This window comes from Streptomyces sp. NPDC054961, from assembly GCF_053609145.1.
In genome coordinates this window covers 112,140-130,151 of the sequence record NZ_JBSGWY010000008.1, presented here as the reverse complement: position 1 = coordinate 130,151, position 18,012 = coordinate 112,140, and the positions used below count along the sequence as shown (strand labels likewise).

Sequence of the window (18,012 nt, the reverse complement as noted above, 5' to 3'; positions counted from 1 at the left end):
ATCTTGTAGAAAGCGGGCATGTTCTGGGTCGTGTTCCTCCTCCTGGCCTGGGCGGGTGCGCTGCTCGCGTGCGCCCGCCTCCTGAGGGCCGCCGACGAGGCCGCGGAGCCCGCCGCCTCGCACCCTCACCACCACGACGAGCTGAGCCTGTACGAGGCCGCGTACCTCGCCGGCGGCCCGGAGCGGGTGGCCGACCTGACGCTGCTGTCGATGCAGCGTCAGCGGCGGCTGCTGCTCGCGCACACCGGCTGGGTCACCGTGGTCGATCCGGTCGGGCGCGATCCGCACGAGCGGTCCGTGCTCGGCGCGTTCGGGCCGGACGGGCAGGAACAGGTGGTGTGCGTACGGACGGCGGCGGAGCGGGATCCGGCGGTCCGGGCCCTCGCGGAACGGCTGGGTGACGCCGGCCTGGCGCTGCGCGCCGGGGCCAAGCAGGGGATGGGCGAGGGGATCCGGTCGGTCCGGCAGGCCTGCTGGCTCGTCGTGGCCATGACGGCGGCGGCGCTCTGCGTGCCGGCGCCGCGGGCCACGACGGGGATGATCCTGTGCTGGTTCGCGCTGCCGCTGATCCTGACGCTGGGCTGTCTGGCCATAGCCCGCTTCGAGGGGCCCGCGCACTCCCCGTGGGCCTCCCCCGCCGGGCAGCGGCTGCTCGTGGACCTGGCGCGGGAGCGGGGCGTGCGGGGCTCGCTCACCGCGGTCGCCCTCCGGGGGCTGCGCGCGGTCGCCGAACCGGAGCTCCGGGCGGCGCTCGCGTACGGCAGGCGGGGGCGCGGGGCGCGGCATCGGGGCTATTGAGCGCGACACCTGCCGGTGATCCTGTACAGGGGGCCGCCGGCCGGATCTCATCGGAGCATCCGATGAGATGAGGGTCCGTCATGCGCCGATCGAGCCCCCGCGCGCTCCGGGCCGCACTGGTCCTCGGGCTGGCCGTGTCACTACCGGCGCTGCCCGCCGCACGCGCCCTGCCGGGGGGCCCGGCCCCGGCCCCGCCCGCCGCCGGAGCCGCACCCCCGGCCGCACCCCCGGCCCCGGCCCCGGCCGGGACCCTCGCCGAGGACGCCGGAGCCGAGCTCGTCGCCGGGCGGGCGGCCGCCGCCCACGCCGCGGCCGCCGCCTCCGCCGCCCACGCCTCCGTCTCCCCCGCCGGGACGGCGGGCCGCCCCGGCGGCCGGATCACGGCAGGGGGACTGCGGTTCGGCCCCTGCCCGGTCGCCGAGGGGCTCGGCCCGGACGTGCGGTGCGCCACGCTGCGGGTCCCCCTCGACTACGCGCGGCCGGACGGAACCCAGATCGGCATCACCGTCAGCCGGGTCCGCGCCACCGGAGCCGGCGGAGCCGCGCGGCAGGGTGCGCTCGTGTACAACCCCGGGGGGCCCGGCGGGAACGGGATGTTCTTCCCGCTCGTCGCCGGCCTGCCCGAGTGGCGGCGCGTCCACGCCGCCTACGACCTCGTCGGCTACGCGCCGCGCGGGATCGGCCGTTCCGGTCCCCCGCTGTCCTGCCAGGACCCGGCGCGGTACGCGTCCGCGCCGACGAAGGCCCCGTCCGGGACCCCGGACGCCGCGGACAAGGCGGAACGCGCCGCCGCCGCCGCGGCGTACGCCCTCGGCTGCGCCGCCCGGACCGGCCCGGACCGCCTGGCGTACTACACCACCCTGAACAACGTCCGCGACCTGCACGTGCTGCGCGCCGCGCTCGGCGAGCCGAAGCTGAACTTCATGGGGGCCTCGTACGGCACCTACCTGGGCGCCGTCTACGCCACGCTCCACCCCGCGCACGTCCGCCGGATGGTCTTCGACTCGGCCGTCGACCCGGACCCCGACCACGTCTGGTACCGGAACAATCTGGCCCAGGCGGCCGGATTCGAGCGGCGGTGGGGCGACTTCCGCGCCTGGGTGGCCCGCCACCACGCCGCGTACGGGCTGGGGACCACCCCCGGGGCCGTGCTGGCGAGCTACGAGCGCGTCCGCGCGGCACTGGACCGCGAACCGACGGGCGGGACCGTGGGCAGCGGGCAGCTGCACGCGGCGTACCTGCGGGCCGCGTACTACGACGAGGTGTGGCCTGACCGCGCGGCGGCGCTGGCGGCGTTCCTGCGCGGCGATCCGGGTCCGCTGATCGCGCTCGCCGCCCCGGATCCGGCGGCGGCCGCCGAGGGCGAGAACGCGACGGCCGCGTACACGGCGACCCTGTGCAACGACGCCCCGTGGCCCGCCGACTGGGAGACCTGGGACCGCGACAACACCGAACTGGCGCGCACGGCCCCCTTCGAGACCTGGGCCAACGCCTTCCTCAACCTGCCCTGCGCCCACTGGCCGGTGCGCGAGCGGCAGCGGCCGGTGGACGTGGGCGGCCCGGCGGCCGCGCTGCTCCCCCGTACGCTCGTCGTCGCGGCCGAGCGGGACGGCGCGACCCCGTACCCGGGCGCGCTGGAGCTCCAGCGGCGGCTCGGATCCGAGGCGGCGCTGGTGACGGAAGAGGGGGCCGGCACCCACGGAGTGGCCGGCGGACGCAACGGCTGCGTGGACCGGCACGTGGAGCGGTACTTGCTGACGGGTGACACCCCGGGACGGCGTGTCACGTGTGCGCCGCATCCGGAGCCCGCACCGGTGTCGCTGGACGACCGGGCAGCCAACGCCGAGGGGCACCCCAGGGCCTTGCTGCCGCCAGTCGTCTGAACTTCCGGGCGGGATCTCCGGCTGCGTCGATTCGGGGGCAGTGCCTCCCGATCCACCGGCGGAACCGCGGTCAGCGGTCCTCCGGCTCTTCCCCCCAGGGGAGGTCTCAGGCGAGTCCGGCCACCAGATCGGCGACGGACTTGCGGCGCCCGGTGTAGAAGGGCACCTCTTCACGGACGTGCATCCGGGCCTCGGAGGCGCGCAGGTGACGCATGAGGTCGACGATGCGGTACAGCTCGTCGGCCTCGAAGGCCAGCATCCACTCGTAGTCGCCGAGCGAGAACGAGGCGACGGTGTTGGCGCGCACGTCGGGGTAGCCGCGGGCCATCATGCCGTGGTCCTTGAGCATGCGGCGACGGTCCTCGTCGGGCAGCAGGTACCAGTCGTAGCTGCGCACGAAGGGGTAGACGCTGACGTAGTCGCGCGGCGTCTCGTCGGCCAGGAAGGCCGGGATGTGCGACTTGTTGAACTCGGCCGGGCGGTGCAGGGCCATGTTCGACCACACCGGCTCCAGCGCGCGGCCCAGCTTGGTACGGCGGAACAGGTTGTACGCGCCCTGCAGCTCGTCCGCCGTTTCCGCGTGCCACCAGATCATGACGTCGGCGTCGGCGCGCAGGCCGGAGACGTCGTAGGTGCCGCGGACGGTGATGTCCTTGGCGCCCAGCTGGTCGAACAGCTCCTGGACCTCGTCGGCGAAGCCGGCGCGGTCTTCCGGCAGGACGTCCTTCAGCTTGAAGACGGACCACAGGGTGTAGCGGATGACCTCGTTGAGGTCCTTCGCCTTCTTCCCCGCGTTGGGAATCTTCTCTGGTGCAGTCATGTGTCTATTGTCCCGTGCGCTGATCAGTGGTCCGTGCCAGGGGTGCCCCACGGGTGCCCAACGTGGCGATCACCACGTCGGCGGCCTTGCCGGCACTGGCGATGCACGCCGGGATGCCGACCCCGTCGTACAGCGCTCCGCACACCGCGAGCCCCGGCAGGGCCGCCACGGCGGTGCGGATCCGGGCCACCCGGTCGAGGTGGCCTACGGGGTACTGCGGCAGGCCGCCGTCCCAGCGGGTGACGGTGGAGGCGACGGGACGGGCGGCGGACGCGAGGCCCACGGCCCCGCCGAGATCACGGAGCGAGACGCCGACCAGGTCCTCGTCGGAGCGTTCGAGATCGGCGTCGTCGCCGTGGCGGCCGACGGAGGTGCGCAGCAGGAAGAGCTCGGGATCGGCCCCGGCCCAGGCCCACTTGTTGCTGGAGAAGGTCGACGCCTTGATGGTCCGGCCGTCGACGGGCGGTACGAGGAAACCGCTCGCGCCGCCCTCGGTGACCGCGGCGGGCAGGTCGGAGCGCCGCCACGCCATGGTGACCAGGGCCATGGAGGCGTACTCGACCCCGCGCAGCTCGGCGGCGGCCGCGGGCGCGAGCCCGTCCAGCAGCCGGGCGGCGGGCCCGGCCTGGGTGGCCAGGACCACCCCGTCGGCCTCGAGGACCTCGGTGCCGTCCCGGGTGCCGGCGACCACGCGCCAGCCGGTGGCCGTACGGGTCAGCTCGCGCGCGGGGGTGTCGGTGAGGATCCGGGCCCCGGCCGCGCGGCAGGCCTCGGCCACGGCGGCCGGGAGCCGCCCGATGCCGCCGTCGATGCCGGAGAAGACGGGGCGGCCCGCCCCGGCCGGCTCCGCCGCGGCGGCCCGGCGCTGCAGTTCCCGTACGCCCTCGCCCAGGGAGGCGTGGGTGCGGGCGGCCTCGAAGAGCTGGGGCACGGCGGCCCGCATCGAGATGCGGTAGGCGTTGCCGGCGTAGACCCCGCCGAGGAGCGGTTCCACGAGCCGGTCGACGACCTCGTGGCCGAGCCGGGCGGCGACGTACGCGCCGACGGCCACGTCCTCGCCGAGCTCCGCGGGCGGCAGTGCGGCCTCGGCCCCGATCCGGGCGAGGCCTTCGGCGGAGAGCACCCCGGAGGCCGCGAGCGGACCCAGGTCGCCGGGGACGCCCATCACGTGGCCGCGCGGCATGGGCCGCAGCGCACCCCGGGTCCACAGGTGGGCGGTGGCGGTGGCGGGCGGCTGCAGGTCTTCGCCGAGGCCCACGGCGCGGGCCAGTTCGAGGGCTTCGGGGCGGCGGGCGAGCACGGACTCCGCGCCGAGGTCGACGGGCAGACCGGCCAGTTCGCCCGCGCGCAGCTTGCCACCGAGGTGCGGACCGGCCTCGAGGAGGGTGACGCGGACCCCCTCGGCGAGCAGCCGGTGGGCCGTCGCGAGGCCGGCGATCCCGCCGCCGATGACGACGATGTGACCGGTCGGGGCCGGCCGGTCCGTACGCGTGTCCGAACGCGTGTCCGCTCCGTGCATGGACACATCGTCTCAGACCGCGCACCGGGCGATCACCGAGGCCCGGCCGTGACCGCTTCGGCACCGTCTCGCAACGGGGCGTGCGAAACCCGGGGGCGGACCCGTGCGTCACAACGGCGACAGGAGCGCGGCAGTCCACACCTCGGGGGTACCCAGCGATGCACACCCAGCGCGAAGAACAGCACGCCGGCAGACGGCGCGGGGCGGGACGGTACGGGCGGCGGCGGCCCGTGGCCGTCCTGGCCGCACTCTCGCTGGCGGGGGCGCTCGCCCTCGCCGGCTGCGCCGGGAGCGACGGGACCTCGGCGGCGGGGGCGGCGGACGCGGCGGCCCCCCGGCAGCAGGAGGCCGTCGGGCAGGGACCGGCGGCGGCCGCGTCGGGCGCGCCGGCGCCGTCCTCGGACAAGAACCAGCAGGCCCCCGTACGCGCGCAGGTCATCCGCACGGCGACGCTGGAGGTCGAGACGGCGGACGCGCAGAAGGCGACGGCCGGGGCCCGGACGGCGGCGGAGAACGCCGGCGGGTACGTGGGCAACGAGACCACCAAGCGCGACGGCGACGGGGCGATGACCTCGACGGTGACCCTGCGGGTGCCCGCCGACCGCTTCGACGCGGTGCTCGGCGCGATGGAGGGCAGCGGAAAGCTGCTCGGCCGCAAGGTCGAGGCGCAGGACGTGACGCAGAAGGTCACGGACGTCGACAGCCGGGTCAGGACGCAGCAGGCGAGCGTGGCCCGGGTGCGGGAGATGATGGAGAAGGCCTCGGGGCTCGCGGACGTGGTCACGCTGGAGGCCGAGCTCAGCAAGCGCCAGTCCGATCTGGAGTCGCTGCTCGCGCAGCAGACGGCGCTGAAGGACCAGACCTCGCTCGGCACGATCACGCTGACGTTCTCGGAGCCGGCGAAGGCGCGGGAGAAGGCACCCGAGAAGGCGGAGCCCGGCTTCCTGGACGCCCTGTTCGGCGGCTGGCGCGCCTTCGGGACGCTGGTCACGTTCCTGCTGATGGCGCTCGCCGCGTCCTCTCCCTTCCTGCTGGCGGGCGCCGTGCTGCTGGTCGTCTTCCGGCAGGTCCGCAGGTGGCGGCCGGCCAAGGAGAAGCCGGACACGGCCGCGGGGCGCCGGGTCCCGGCGCAGACCGGGGCGCTGTGGCCGGCGCGTCCCCCGGCGGCCGGCTCCCCGGCGCCGACGCCGACGCCGTCTCCCTCTCCATCTCCGTCTGCGACGTCCGCCTCGTCCCCGCCCGCCCCTCCGGGCGAGGTTCGGGACTGAACACCCGTTCGCCCGTAGCCTGGGCCCCGCAGACGACGGCGGCGGGGAAGGGCGGTACGGGCGATGGCGAACGGCACGCAGCGGCTGGTGGTGGTCGGCGGTGACGCGGCGGGCATGTCCGCCGCGTCACAGGCCCGCCGGCTCAAGGGCCCGGCGGAGCTGGAGATCACCGCCTTCGAGCGCGGGCACTTCACCTCCTACTCCGCGTGCGGGATCCCGTACTGGATCGGCGGTCTGGTCGCCGGGCCCGACGATCTGATCGCCCGTACGCCCGAGGAGCACCGCGCGCGGGACATCGACCTGCGGACGCGGACGGAGGTCGTCGAGCTCGACGTCGCGGGGCAGCGGGTGCGGGCCCGCGATCTGGACTCGGGCGCCGCGTACTGGACGGAGTACGACCAGCTCGTCCTGGCGACCGGCGCCCGCCCGGTCCGTCCCCGGCTGCCCGGCATCGGGGCGCACGGGGTGCACGGCGTGCAGACGCTCGACGACGGGCAGCGCCTGATGGCCGATCTGGAGCGGACGGCCGGCCGCCGGGCCGTCGTCGTGGGCGCCGGGTACATCGGGGTGGAGATGGCGGAGGCGCTGGTCGGGCGGGGCTTCGAGGTCACCGTGCTGCACCGGGGCGAGCAGCCGATGTCCACGCTGGACCCGGACATGGGCGGCCTGGTGCACGGCGCGATGAACGGCATGGGGATCCGTACGGTCGCGCGCGCCGAGGTGACCGGGATCCTCACCGACGAGGAGGGCCGGGCGCGCGCGGTGGCCACGGCCTCGGGCACGCGGTACCCGGCGGACGTCGTCGTCCTCGGCATCGGCGTGGAGCCGCGCACGGCGCTGGCCCGCGCGGCGGGCCTGCCGCTGGGCGAGTCGGGCGGTCTGCTGACGGACCTGTCGATGCGGGTGCGGGGGCACGAGAACATCTGGGCGGGCGGCGACTGCGTGGAGGTCCTCGACCTGGTGTCGGGCCGCATGCGGCACATCGCGCTGGGCACGCACGCCAACAAGCACGGCCAGGTCATCGGCTCGGGCGTGGGCGGCGGCTACGCGACCTTCCCCGGCGTGGTCTGCACGGCCGTGAGCAAGGTCTGCGACCTGGAGATCGCCCGTACGGGGCTGCGCGAGCGCGACGCGCTGGCGGTCGGTCTCCGCTTCGTCACCGCCACCATCCGCTCGACGAACACGGCCGGGTACTACCCGGGGGCGCAGGAGATGACGGTCAAGATGCTGGCGGAGCGGCGCACGGGCCGCCTGCTGGGCGTCCAGATCGTGGGCGGCGCGGGCTCCGCGAAGCGGGTCGACATCGCGGCGGTGGCCTTGACGGCCGGCATGACGGTGGACCAGCTCGTCTCCCTGGACCTGGGCTACGCCCCGCCGTTCTCCCCGGTCTGGGACCCGGTCCTGGTGGCGGCCCGCAAGGCGGTCGCCGCGGTCCGCTCGGCGGGGGTCTAGTGCCGCGTCGGGCAAGGTTTGCCCCGACGGGGCGAACGTTGCCTGACGCGGCACGAGGCCGCCGGTCCGTGCCGTGCGATGCGCGGCACGGTGCCGACGTCGTCGGAGCCCGGGGTCAGCGGGCCGTCCGGGTGTGGACGTAGTCCACCAGGCGGGTCAGGGCGTCCGGGTCGGTCGTCGGGAGGACGCCGTGGCCCAGGTTGAAGATGTGGCCCTCCAGGCCGGCCGCCGCGGCGAGGACCTCGTCCGTCTTCGTGCGGACGGCCTCTTCGGTGGAGAAGAGGACGGCCGGGTCCAGGTTGCCCTGGAGCGCCTTGCCGGGGCCGACGCGGTGCACGGCATCGGCCAGCGAGACCCGGTAGTCGACGCCCATGACGTCCGCGCCGGCCTCGCCCATGAGGCCGAGGAGCTCGCCCGTGCCCACGCCGAAGTGGATGCGCGGGACCCCGTACGAGGCGACGGACTCCAGGACCTTCGCCGACGCCGGCATCACGGAGCGGCGGTAGTCCGCCGGGGCCAGCGCGCCGACCCAGGAGTCGAAGAGCTGGACGGCCGAGGCACCGGCCTCGATCTGGACCTTCAGGAAGGCCGAGGTGATCTCCGCGAGGCGGTCCAGCAGGTCGGCCCACAGCTGCGGGTCCCCGTACATGAGGGCCTTGGTGTGCTCGTGGTTCTTGGACGGTCCGCCCTCGACCAGGTAGCTCGCGAGGGTGAAGGGCGCGCCGGCGAAGCCGATCAACGGCGTGGAGCCCAGTTCACCCGTGAGCATGCCGATCGCCTCGGTGACGTACGAGACGTCCTCAGGGGTGAGGTCGCGCAGCTGTGCGAGGTCTTCGCGGCGGCGGATCGGCTGGGCCACGACCGGGCCGATGCCCGGCTTGATGTCCAGGTCGATGCCGATGGCCTTCAGCGGGACCACGATGTCGGAGAAGAAGATCGCGGCGTCCACGCCGTGGCGCCGGACCGGCTGCAGGGTGATCTCGGTGACCAGGTCGGGGCGCATGCAGGATTCCAGCATCTGCGTGCCCTCGCGCACCTTGCGGTACTCGGGAAGCGAGCGGCCCGCCTGTCGCATGAACCACACGGGGGTGTGCGGCACCGGCTCGCGCCGGCACGCCTTGAGGAAGGCGGAATCGTACGTCTGGCTCGGCGTGCCCGTGGGGCGGGTGTTGGCGCTCACGACTCAAATCTTCGCACGTATGAAGAAGTGCCCGGCCCGGCGCGGGTGTCCCTGCGCCGCGGGGGCGCTCGTTCCGCCTAGTCTTCCCCGCATGGCTGCGGCTCAGGGACGATTTTCAGATGGCGCTGACGGTACGGACAGCGCGAAGGAGAGCTCGGTCCCGCTCCCGTTCCGGCGGGCGGTCGACGGCTTGAAGAAGGCGAGGCTACGGCCCGGGATCGAGATCGACCCCACCAAGCCGCCGCAGAGACTGGCACCCCACGCCTACGCGCTGGAGGCGGCGGTGGTGGACGGCGAGGAGGACCTGGCCGACGGCCGGCTCATCCTGCTGCACGACCCGGCGGGGCACGACGCCTGGCAGGGCACCTTCCGGCTGGTGACGCTCGTACGGGCGGAACTGGAGCCGGAGATGGCCGTGGACCCGCTCCTGCCCGAGGTGTGCTGGTCCTGGCTCAAGGGGGCGCTGGACGCGCGCGGGCTGACGTACGGGGAGGCGAGCGGGACCGTGACCATGGCCGCGTCGCACTACTTCGGCGGACTGGGCGAGCGGCGGCCGGCGACGCAGATCGAGATCAGGGCCTCGTGGACGCCGCGCGAGGGCGTGGGCGGGGTGCCGGACACCTCGTCCCACCTGGCCGCCTGGTGCGAACTGCTGTGCCAGATCGCGGGCCTGCCGCCGGTCGGGCCGACGGAGGCGGTGACGGGCGTGGTCTCCCTGCCGCAGCGGCGCGGCCCGCACCACCCGCAGGGGTAGTGCCGCGGGGCTCCGCGAGCCCCCGTGAGCCCTGGCGAGCCCCCGTGAGCCCTTTCGGGCCCCACCCGGGCCCCGCGGACCGCACCGGGCTCCCCGGGCATCCGGAAAACCGCAGGAGGCGGGGTCAAACCCGTGACGGGGTGTCAGAACAGGGCGTCCGTTGCGGGCTTCTGATCACCCTATGATCGATCATGCGTCCGAATTGCCCGAATTGTTACTCACCAAATCGTGATCATTCCCTAAAGCCGGGCGGGTGACGTGCCGAAGGAGTCAGTGACCATCCGCACGGTTCGCACCGGCTCACTTCCCCGAGCCGGCCGTCCCGCCACTCCCCCCAGGAGGCCTAGGTGTCCGTTCTTCTCGAGCAGCCCGCAAGCCTGGTCGCCTACCGCCCGAACAAGCCGACGGCCATGGTCGTCGTGGCCGACCCGCGCGTGCGTTCCACCGTGACCCGCCATTTGTGGGCCCTCGGAGTACGTGACGTGATCGAGGCGTCGTCCATCGCGGAGGCCCGTCCACGCATCGGCAGCCCGCGCGACATCTGCGTGGCCGACGTACACCTGCCCGACGGTTCCGGTCTCACCCTGCTCTCCGAGACCCGCGCCGCCGGGTGGCCGAACGGCCTGGCCCTGTCCGCCGCCGACGACATCGGCGCCGTGCGCAACGCCCTCGCGGGCGGAGTGAAGGGCTACGTCGTCACCGGCACCCGCACCAACATCGGGCTCCCTTCCCGGCCCGGCGCCGCCCCCATCGGCGCTGCCGCCGCCCGCATGCACCGCCGCCCCCCGGGTGCCCCGAGCCACCCGGGCGGCTACCGAGAGCTCTCCGGCCGCGAGGTCGAGGTCCTGCGCCTCGTCGCGGAGGGCCAGTCCAACAAGGCCATCGGCGTCTCGATGGGCCTGTCCGCCCTGACCGTCAAGTCCCACCTCGCCCGGATCGCCCGCAAGCTGGGCACCGGCGACCGGGCCGGGATGGTCGCCGTCGCCCTGCGCACCGGGATCATCCACTGACCCGGCCGATACCGCCCGGGGGACCCCGGGCCAACACCCGGAGAACCCGGGGGAACGTCCGCCCTTCCTCCTCGCGCCCGTCGCCGGAACGTACCGGCGACGGGCGCGTTGCATCCATGGATACCCTTGACCGGTGACCGATGCCCAAGAAACCGCAGCAGACCTGCGCACCACCACCGGGGGCGGCCCCCCGGACGACGAGGTTTCGTCCGACGGGCTGCCGATTCCCCTGCTAGAACCCCGTGAGGGCATCCCCCCGGTGGTCGCCGACGCCGCGGCGCTCGCCGAGGTGGTCGCGGCCTTCGCCGCGGGCACCGGCCCCGTCGCCGTGGACGCCGAGCGCGCCTCCGGCTACCGCTACGGCCAGCGCGCGTACCTCGTGCAGCTGCGCCGCGAAGGCGCGGGCTCGGCGCTGATCGACCCGGTGGGCTGCCCCGACCTCTCCACCCTCGGCGAGGCCCTGTCCGGTACCGAGTGGATCCTGCACGCGGCCACCCAGGACCTGCCCTGCCTGCGCGAAATAGGCATGGCGCCCACCTCCCTCTTCGACACCGAGCTCGCCGGCCGCCTCGCCGGCTTCCCCCGGGTCGGACTCGGCGCGATGGTCGAGGGCGTCCTCGGCTACGTGCTGGAGAAGGGCCACTCCGCCGTCGACTGGTCCACCCGGCCGCTGCCCGAGCCCTGGCTGCGCTACGCCGCGCTCGACGTGGAACTGCTCGTGGACCTGCGGGACGCCCTGGAGAAGGAGCTGGACCGGCAGGGCAAGCTGGAGTGGGCCCACCAGGAGTTCGACGCCATCGCGGCCGCGCCGCCCGCGCCGCCCCGCAAGGACCCCTGGCGCCGCACGTCCGGCATGCACAAGGTGCGCCGGCGCCGGCAGATGGCCGTCGTCCGGGAGCTGTGGGAGTCCCGCGACCGGATCGCCCAGCGGCGCGACGTGTCGCCGGGCAAGGTGCTGGGCGACGGGGCGATCGTCGAGGCCGCGCTCGCGCTGCCGCTGAACGTGCAGGCGCTCGCCGCGCTGCCCGGCTACGGGCAGCGCATGGGCCGGCGCCAGCTGGACCAGTGGATGGCCGCCGTGGACCGGGCGAAGGCCCTGCCCGAGAGCGAACTGCCGCAGCCGGGCGCGACCCCCGCGGGTCCGCCGCCGCCCCGCTCCTGGGCCGACAAGGACCCGGAGGCCGCGGCCCGGCTGGCGGCCGCCCGGACGGCCGTGTCGGCGCTGGCGGAGGGCCTGAACCTGCCGCAGGAGAACCTGATCACCCCCGACACCGTCCGCAGGCTGTGCTGGGAGCCGCCGCTGCGGCTGGAGGCCGACGCGGTGGCGGAGGCCCTGGCCGGCTACGGCGCCCGCCCGTGGCAGATCGAGCAGGTCACGACGGCGCTGGTCACGGCGCTGGCGACGACCGAGTGACGCGCCGGCCGGCCGGTCCACCGACCGGGGCCGGCCGTCCCGCGCGGCACGCACGCGCCTGAACCGAGAGCCCCCGGCCCCGCGGCCGGGGGCTCCGCCGTGTCCCGGTTCCGCTACAGCCGTCCGGGCCTCCTTTTGAACACGCTCAACACCAACTAGGTTTTGAACGTGATCAAACAGGGGTGGGGACACGAGGCGTGGCTGGCCGACTTCGAGGCCGAACGGGAGCGGCGGGCCGCCCGGGGAGATCCGGACTGGAGCCGCGGCGCCGCGCTGCCTCCGGAACTCGTACGCAGCCTGCAGCGGTTCCAGGTGGGTGAGGACGGGGACGGCTCCGCACTGACCGGCAAGGCCGACCGCGCGGGCGATCCGGTGTACGCGCGGGCCGTACGGCTCTTCGTGGCCGAGGAACAGAACCACGCGCGGATGCTCGCCCTGCTGCTGGCCGCCGGGGGCGCCGGGACCCTGACCGGGCACTGGAGCGACACGGCCTTCGTCCGGCTGCGGCGCCTGCTGGGGCTGCGGGTGGAGCTGCTGGTGCTGATGATCGCGGAGGTGGTGGCCCTGCGGTACTACCGGGCCGTGCGGGACGGCAGCGCGGATCCTCTGACCTCGGAGGTCGCGGGCCGCATCCTGGCCGACGAGGAGCGCCACGTCCCCTTCCACTGCCTGCGGCTGCGGGAGGCGCTGGCCCCGCTCCCCGTACCCGCGCGCCGTGCGGCCACGCTCGCCTGGCAGGTCCTGCTCGCCGGCGCCGCCGCCGTGGTCGCCGTGGACCACGGCCCGGCGCTGCGCACCCTGGGCGTCCGCCGCCTCGCCTTCCTGGCGGACACGGTCCGCACCTCCTCCCCCATCGCGGCCGCCGTGCGGGGCGCCGCCCGCCCCCGGGCCGCCTCCCGGCCGCACCGTGGGGCCGCGTCCCGCCGCCGCGGCGGAGTGTGACCTTCGCCGCTCCTCCCGGGAGGGCTGTGCATGCCGGTTACCGACAAGTAGCATGGAGAGGTGAGCGGGCGCTCAGTAATGAGCACGCCCCCGCGCAGCAGTGCACACCCGCACCTGGAGGAGAGCCAACGTGCCTCGTACCGTCAGGGACGTCGTCTTCGTCGACGGCGTCCGCACCCCGTTCGGCAAGGCGGGCCCGAAGGGCATCTACAACGAGACCCGCGCCGACGATCTCGTCGTCAAGGCGATCCGGGAGCTGCTGCGCCGCAACCCGGACCTGGACCCCGCGAAGATCGACGAGGTCGCCATCGCCGCGACCACGCAGATCGGCGACCAGGGCCTGACGCTGGGCCGTACCGCCGGCATTCTCGCGGGCCTCCCGCAGTCCGTGCCCGGGTACTCCATCGACCGCATGTGCGCCGGCGCGCTCACCGCCGTGACCGCCGTCGCGGGCGGCGTGGCCTTCGGCGCGTACGACGTCGCCCTCGCCGGCGGTGTCGAGCACATGGGCCGCCACCCCATGGGCGAGGGCGTCGACCCGAACCCGCGCTTCGTCTCCGAGAAGCTGGTCGACGAGTCCGCCCTGTTCATGGGCATGACCGCCGAGAACCTGCACGACCGGTACCCGTCGATCACCAAGCTCCGCGTCGACGAGTACGCCGTGCGCTCGCAGGAGAAGGCCGCCAAGGCGTACGCCGACGGCAAGATCCAGCTGGACCTGGTGCCGATCTCGGTGCGCAACAACAACGAGGCGGCGGGTGAGACGGGCTGGGGCCTGGTCACCGCCGACGAGCCGATGCGTCCGGGGACCACCCTGGAGAACCTGGCGAACCTCAAGACCCCCTTCCGTACCCACGGCAAGGTCACCGCGGGCAACGCCGCCGGTCTCAACGACGGTGCCACCGCCGCGATCATCGCGTCCGAGGACTTCGCCCGCGAGAACAACCTCCCGGTCAAGATGCGCCTGGTCTCGTACTCCTTCGCGGGTGTCGAGCCGGAGGTCATGGGCTACGGCCCGATCCCGGCCACCGAGAAGGCGCTCGCCCAGGCCGGCCTGACGATCGACGACATCGGCCTCTTCGAGGTCAACGAGGCCTTCGCGGTCCAGGTCCTCGCGTTCCTGGAGCACTACGGCATCGCCGACGACGACGCCCGCGTCAACCAGTACGGCGGGGCCATCGCCTTCGGCCACCCGCTCGCCTCCTCCGGCGTCCGCCTGATGACCCAGCTGGCCCGCCAGTTCGAGGAGCAGCCGGAGGTCCGCTACGGCCTGACCACCATGTGCGTCGGCTTCGGCATGGGCGCCACGGTCATCTGGGAGAACCCGAACTTCACCGCCGAGGGAGACAGCAAGTGAGCACCACCACTGAACTCCTGAAGGGCGCGGCCGAGCTGTTCCCGGACGAGGTCGTCACGCGCGCGCTCGTCCGCCACCTGGACCTGCCCTTCGGCGCCGGGCGCTTCGCGCTCATCACGCTGGACAACGGCCTGGACCACACCAAGCCGACCACCTTCGGCCCGCAGTCGCTCGCCAACCTGAACGCGGCGGTCGACCAGGTCGAGCAGGAGGCCCTCGCGGGCTCCATCGTCGGTGCGGGCCTGACCGGCAAGCCGTTCATCTTCGCGGTCGGCGCCGACCTCAAGGGCGTCGAGCTGCTGAAGACGCACGACGACGCGCTCGCCATCGGCAAGGGCGGCCACGACGTCTTCAAGCGCCTCGCGGCGCTGGCGGTCCCGACCTTCGCGTACTACAACGGCGCGGCGATGGGCGGCGGTGTCGAGGTCGGTCTGCACTGCACCTACCGCACCGTCTCCAAGGCCATCCCGGCGTTCTCCCTGCCCGAGGTCTTCCTCGGCCTGGTTCCCGGCTGGGGCGGCTGCGCCCTGCTGCCGAACCTGATCGGCGCGGACCGCGCGGTCTCGGTGATCATCGAGAACTCGCTGAACCAGAACCGCCAGCTCAAGGGCAAGCAGGTCTTCGAACTCGGCATCGCGGACGCGCTGTTCGACGGCGCGGACTTCCTGGAGCAGTCGCTCCTGTGGACGGCCCGCGTGCTCAAGGGCGAGACCGAGGTCGTACGCGCCGAGGTCGACCGCGGCGAGGCCTGGGACACCGCGGTCGCCCGCGGCCGTGCCATCGCCGACTCCAAGGTGCACGGCGCGGCCCCGGCCGCCTACCGCGCGCTGGAGATCATCGAGGCGGCCAAGGACGGCGACCTGCAGAAGGGCTTCGACGCCGAGGACACGGCCCTGGCCGACCTCATCATGGGCGGCGAACTGCGCTCCGGCATCTACGCCTTCAACCTGGTCCAGAAGCGCGCCAAGCGCCCCGCCGGCGCCCCGGACAAGGCGCTGGCGCGCCCGGTCACGAAGGTCGGCGTCGTCGGTGCGGGCCTGATGGCCTCGCAGCTGGCGCTGCTCTTCCTGCGCCGCCTGGAGGTGCCGGTGGTCCTCACCGACATCGACCAGGAGCGCGTGGACAAGGGCGTGGGCTACGTCCACGCCGAGATCGAGAAGCTGCTGGGCAAGGGCCGCATCAACCAGGACAAGGCCAACCGCCTGACCGCCCTGGTGACGGGCGTCCTGGACAAGGCCGAGGGCTTCGCGGACGCGGACTTCATCATCGAGGCCGTGTTCGAGGAGATGTCGGTCAAGCAGAAGGTGTTCGCGGAGGTCGAGGCGGTCGCCCCGGCGCACGCGATCCTCGCCACCAACACCTCCTCGCTGTCGGTCTCGGAGATGGCCTCCAAGCTCCAGCACCCGGAGCGCGTGGTCGGCTTCCACTTCTTCAACCCGGTCGCGATCCTCCCGCTGCTGGAGATCGTCCGCGGCGAGCAGACCGACGACGCCTCGCTGGCCACGGCCTTCGGTGTCGCACGGAAGCTGAAGAAGACCGCGGTCCTCACCAAGGACGCCCCGGCGTTCGTCGTGAACCGCATCCTGACCCGCTTCATGGGCGAGATCCAGAACGTCATCGACGAGGGCACCCCGGTGGTCACCGCCGAGAAGGCCATCGAGCCGCTCGGTCTGCCGATGTCCCCGCTGGTGCTCCTCGAGCTCGTGGGCCCGGCGATCGGTCTGCACGTCTCCGAGACCCTCAACCGCGCCTTCCCGGAGCGCTTCACCGTCTCGCCGAACCTGGCCGCCGTGGTCAAGGCCGGCAAGCGCGGCTTCTACGTCTACAAGGCGGAGAACGGTTTCAAGCCGGAGCTCGACCCCGAGGTCGCCGCGCTCCTCGTCCAGGGCGACACCGTCCTGACCGAGGAGCAGGTCCGCGACCGCGTCCTGGACGCGGTGGCGCAGGAGATCGGCCTGATGCTCGAGGAGGGTGTCGTGGCCGAGGCCCAGGACATCGACCTCTGCCTCATCACGGGCGCCGGCTGGCCCTTCCACCTGGGCGGCGTCACGCCGTACCTGGACCGCGAGGGCGTCTCGGAGCGCGTGAACGGCAAGAAGTTCCTGGCCCCGGGCGTGGCCAGCGTTCCCGCGTAACCCTTCGGCGCCGTACCCCGGCGCATCCGGCTGCCCGTCCGTGGACCCTTCACGGACGGGCAGCTGTTTTCGGGCACTCCCGTTCGACGTACGCGTTTGCCTATAGTGGCCCCGGCAACACGCCGCGCGGGCGATCTCACCACCCGGCTCCGGGTCCGCCGCACGTACAGACCGGCCGGCCGCGCCTCCCTTTGACGGCGGGCACCATCTCACGACCGCCGCCCACCCGGGATCAGAGGACACCAACGGCATGACTCAGGCAACCGACGAAACGCCGCGTTCCCGCAAGGCCCCGCGCAGGAGCAGCCGCAGGAAGCGGGTGCTCCTCGTCCTGTCCCTGTCCCTGCTCGCCCTGCTGCTCGTCGCCGGCGGCTCCGGCTGGTGGGCGTACAGCCACCTCAACGGCAACATCGACAGCGTCGACCTGGACCAGGCGATCGGTGTGGACAACCGGCCCGCGAAGGTCGCCCCGAACGCGCAGAACATCCTCGTCATCGGTTCCGACTCGCGCGCGGGCGCCAACGCCGAGCTCGACCACGGCGACGTCAGCGGCGCCCGCTCGGACACCGCGATGCTCGTGCACATCCCCGAGGGCCGCAAGAAGGCCACCGCCGTGAGCATCCCGCGCGACACCCTCGTGACCCGGCCCGAGTGCAAGGACGCCGACGGCAAGACGGTGCGGAGCGCGAACCGGGTCATGTTCAACTCCGTCTACTCCCTCGCCGGCCCCGCCTGCGTCGTCAAGACCGTCGAACAGATATCGGGCATCCGCGTCGACCACTTCGTCGAGGTGGACTTCGCCGGGTTCAAGGACCTGGTGGACGCGCTCGGCGGGGTGACGGTCACCCTCGACAAGCCGATCAGCGGCGGCAAGGGCGGCCTGCGGCTGGACGCCGGCACCCACCGCCTCAACGGCACGGACTCGCTCAAGTTCGTCCGCACCCGGTACGGCTACGGCGACGGCAGCGACCTCGGGCGCATAGGGCTGCAGCAGCAGTTCATGATGGCGATGCTGGCGGAGATCAAGAAGCAGGACGCCCTCGGGAACCCGGCCCGGCTCTACAAGCTCGCCGACGCCGGGACCAAGGCGCTGACCACCGACTCGCAACTCGGCTCGCTGGGGGGCCTCTCGGACTTCGCCCGGAGCATGAAGGGCGTCGATCCGGACACCATGGAGACGATCATGATGCCGGTCGCCTACGACAAGGTGGACCCGAACCGCGTCATCGTCGCGGAGCCGCAGGCCGGCCAGCTGTGGGAGGCCCTGCGGAGCGACCAGCCGATCCCGCCCGCGGCCAAGAAGTCCCCCGCCACCGGCGGCTGACGGGTCGCGGAACGCGGCACACGGTCCCGGGGGGGGGGGGGGGCCCGCTCACCCCCGGGTCGCGGGCCCGGCCCCGCCCCGGGCGGCCGAGGCCCGCCCGGCCCCCGTCTGGTTCGGGGGGGGGGGGCGTTGGTGCAACGGCCGGCGGTATCAGCT

14 protein-coding genes are annotated in these 18,012 nt (G+C 73.7%); 11 read left to right on the top strand and 3 right to left on the bottom strand.

The features are described 5' to 3' along the window. Positions 1-18: 18 nt before the first annotated feature. Positions 19-798, top strand: coding sequence for a TIGR04222 domain-containing membrane protein (locus ACWF9Z_RS10890; RefSeq protein WP_453600123.1), 780 nt, complete (start codon positions 19-21; stop codon positions 796-798). A gap of 80 nt (positions 799-878) precedes the next feature. Beyond that, complete coding sequence (locus ACWF9Z_RS10885) at positions 879-2,681, top strand: alpha/beta hydrolase (RefSeq protein ID WP_453600120.1); 1,803 nt, start codon at positions 879-881, stop codon at positions 2,679-2,681. Positions 2,682-2,787: 106 nt separating this feature from the next. Here the strand turns inward: ACWF9Z_RS10885 and hemQ are convergent, their stop codons facing one another. Together hemQ and hemG are read right to left on the bottom strand one after the other, a co-directional pair. Beyond that, the gene (gene hemQ / locus ACWF9Z_RS10880) at positions 2,788-3,501 is read right to left on the bottom strand and encodes a hydrogen peroxide-dependent heme synthase (RefSeq protein WP_356649690.1); all 714 of its coding nucleotides are present in this window, start codon (positions 3,499-3,501) and stop codon (positions 2,788-2,790) included. Positions 3,502-3,505: 4 nt separating this feature from the next. Further along, positions 3,506-5,020, bottom strand: coding sequence for a protoporphyrinogen oxidase (gene hemG / locus ACWF9Z_RS10875; RefSeq protein ID WP_453600117.1), 1,515 nt, complete (start codon positions 5,018-5,020; stop codon positions 3,506-3,508). 158 nt (positions 5,021-5,178) lie between these two features. Between hemG and ACWF9Z_RS10870 the strand changes: the two genes are divergently transcribed. After that, a complete protein-coding gene (locus tag ACWF9Z_RS10870) occupies positions 5,179-6,288 on the top strand; it encodes a DUF4349 domain-containing protein (RefSeq protein ID WP_453600114.1) in 1,110 nt (369 codons plus the stop codon). Positions 6,289-6,351: 63 nt separating this feature from the next. Then, entirely contained in the window at positions 6,352-7,740 is a 1,389-nt protein-coding gene (locus ACWF9Z_RS10865; protein WP_453600111.1) for an FAD-dependent oxidoreductase, read from the top strand. 115 nt (positions 7,741-7,855) lie between these two features. Here the strand turns inward: ACWF9Z_RS10865 and hemE are convergent, their stop codons facing one another. Further along, positions 7,856-8,920: a uroporphyrinogen decarboxylase gene (gene hemE, locus ACWF9Z_RS10860; protein WP_453600108.1), complete on the bottom strand. Its 1,065-nt coding sequence runs from the start codon at positions 8,918-8,920 to the stop codon at positions 7,856-7,858. Between the two features lie 91 nt (positions 8,921-9,011). Between hemE and ACWF9Z_RS10855 the strand changes: the two genes are divergently transcribed. The 7 genes from ACWF9Z_RS10855 (at position 9,012) to ACWF9Z_RS10825 (ending at position 17,856) form a co-directional block, all read left to right on the top strand. Beyond that, a complete protein-coding gene (locus ACWF9Z_RS10855; RefSeq protein ID WP_453600106.1) occupies positions 9,012-9,674 on the top strand; it encodes a DUF3000 domain-containing protein in 663 nt (220 codons plus the stop codon). A gap of 347 nt (positions 9,675-10,021) precedes the next feature. Continuing rightward, the gene (locus tag ACWF9Z_RS10850; protein WP_214956508.1) at positions 10,022-10,684 is read left to right on the top strand and encodes a response regulator transcription factor; all 663 of its coding nucleotides are present in this window, start codon (positions 10,022-10,024) and stop codon (positions 10,682-10,684) included. Between the two features lie 133 nt (positions 10,685-10,817). Beyond that, entirely contained in the window at positions 10,818-12,098 is a 1,281-nt protein-coding gene (locus tag ACWF9Z_RS10845) for an HRDC domain-containing protein (RefSeq protein WP_453600103.1), read from the top strand. A 168-nt stretch (positions 12,099-12,266) separates the two neighbouring features. Continuing rightward, positions 12,267-13,040 (top strand): ferritin-like domain-containing protein, encoded by a 774-nt coding sequence (locus ACWF9Z_RS10840; RefSeq protein WP_453600100.1) that lies wholly within the window; start codon positions 12,267-12,269, stop codon positions 13,038-13,040. Between the two features lie 130 nt (positions 13,041-13,170). After that, positions 13,171-14,397 carry a thiolase family protein gene (locus ACWF9Z_RS10835; protein WP_453600097.1) on the top strand — a complete coding sequence of 409 codons (1,227 nt, stop codon included), beginning with the start codon at positions 13,171-13,173 and terminating at the stop codon, positions 14,395-14,397. Next, positions 14,394-16,532, top strand: a complete 2,139-nt coding sequence (locus ACWF9Z_RS10830; RefSeq protein ID WP_453600095.1) for a 3-hydroxyacyl-CoA dehydrogenase NAD-binding domain-containing protein — start codon at positions 14,394-14,396, stop codon at positions 16,530-16,532. The genes ACWF9Z_RS10835 and ACWF9Z_RS10830 overlap by 4 nt, the downstream gene beginning before the upstream one ends. A gap of 250 nt (positions 16,533-16,782) precedes the next feature. Next, positions 16,783-17,856 (top strand): LCP family protein, encoded by a 1,074-nt coding sequence (locus ACWF9Z_RS10825; RefSeq protein ID WP_453600092.1) that lies wholly within the window; start codon positions 16,783-16,785, stop codon positions 17,854-17,856. Positions 17,857-18,012 lie beyond the last annotated feature (156 nt).

What these genes read in the sequence shown, in the direction of transcription:
- ACWF9Z_RS10890 (WP_453600123.1), top strand. Translation starts at nt 19, where the DNA reads ATGTTCTGGGTCGTGTTCCTCCTCCTGGCCTGGGCGGGTGCGCTGCTC.
- ACWF9Z_RS10885 (WP_453600120.1), top strand. Translation starts at nt 879, where the DNA reads ATGCGCCGATCGAGCCCCCGCGCGCTCCGGGCCGCACTGGTCCTCGGG.
- hemQ (WP_356649690.1), bottom strand. Translation starts at nt 3,501, where the DNA reads ATGACTGCACCAGAGAAGATTCCCAACGCGGGGAAGAAGGCGAAGGAC.
- hemG (WP_453600117.1), bottom strand. Translation starts at nt 5,020, where the DNA reads ATGCACGGAGCGGACACGCGTTCGGACACGCGTACGGACCGGCCGGCC.
- ACWF9Z_RS10870 (WP_453600114.1), top strand. Translation starts at nt 5,179, where the DNA reads ATGCACACCCAGCGCGAAGAACAGCACGCCGGCAGACGGCGCGGGGCG.
- ACWF9Z_RS10865 (WP_453600111.1), top strand. Translation starts at nt 6,352, where the DNA reads ATGGCGAACGGCACGCAGCGGCTGGTGGTGGTCGGCGGTGACGCGGCG.
- ACWF9Z_RS10855 (WP_453600106.1), top strand. Translation starts at nt 9,012, where the DNA reads ATGGCTGCGGCTCAGGGACGATTTTCAGATGGCGCTGACGGTACGGAC.
- ACWF9Z_RS10825 (WP_453600092.1), top strand. Translation starts at nt 16,783, where the DNA reads ATGACTCAGGCAACCGACGAAACGCCGCGTTCCCGCAAGGCCCCGCGC.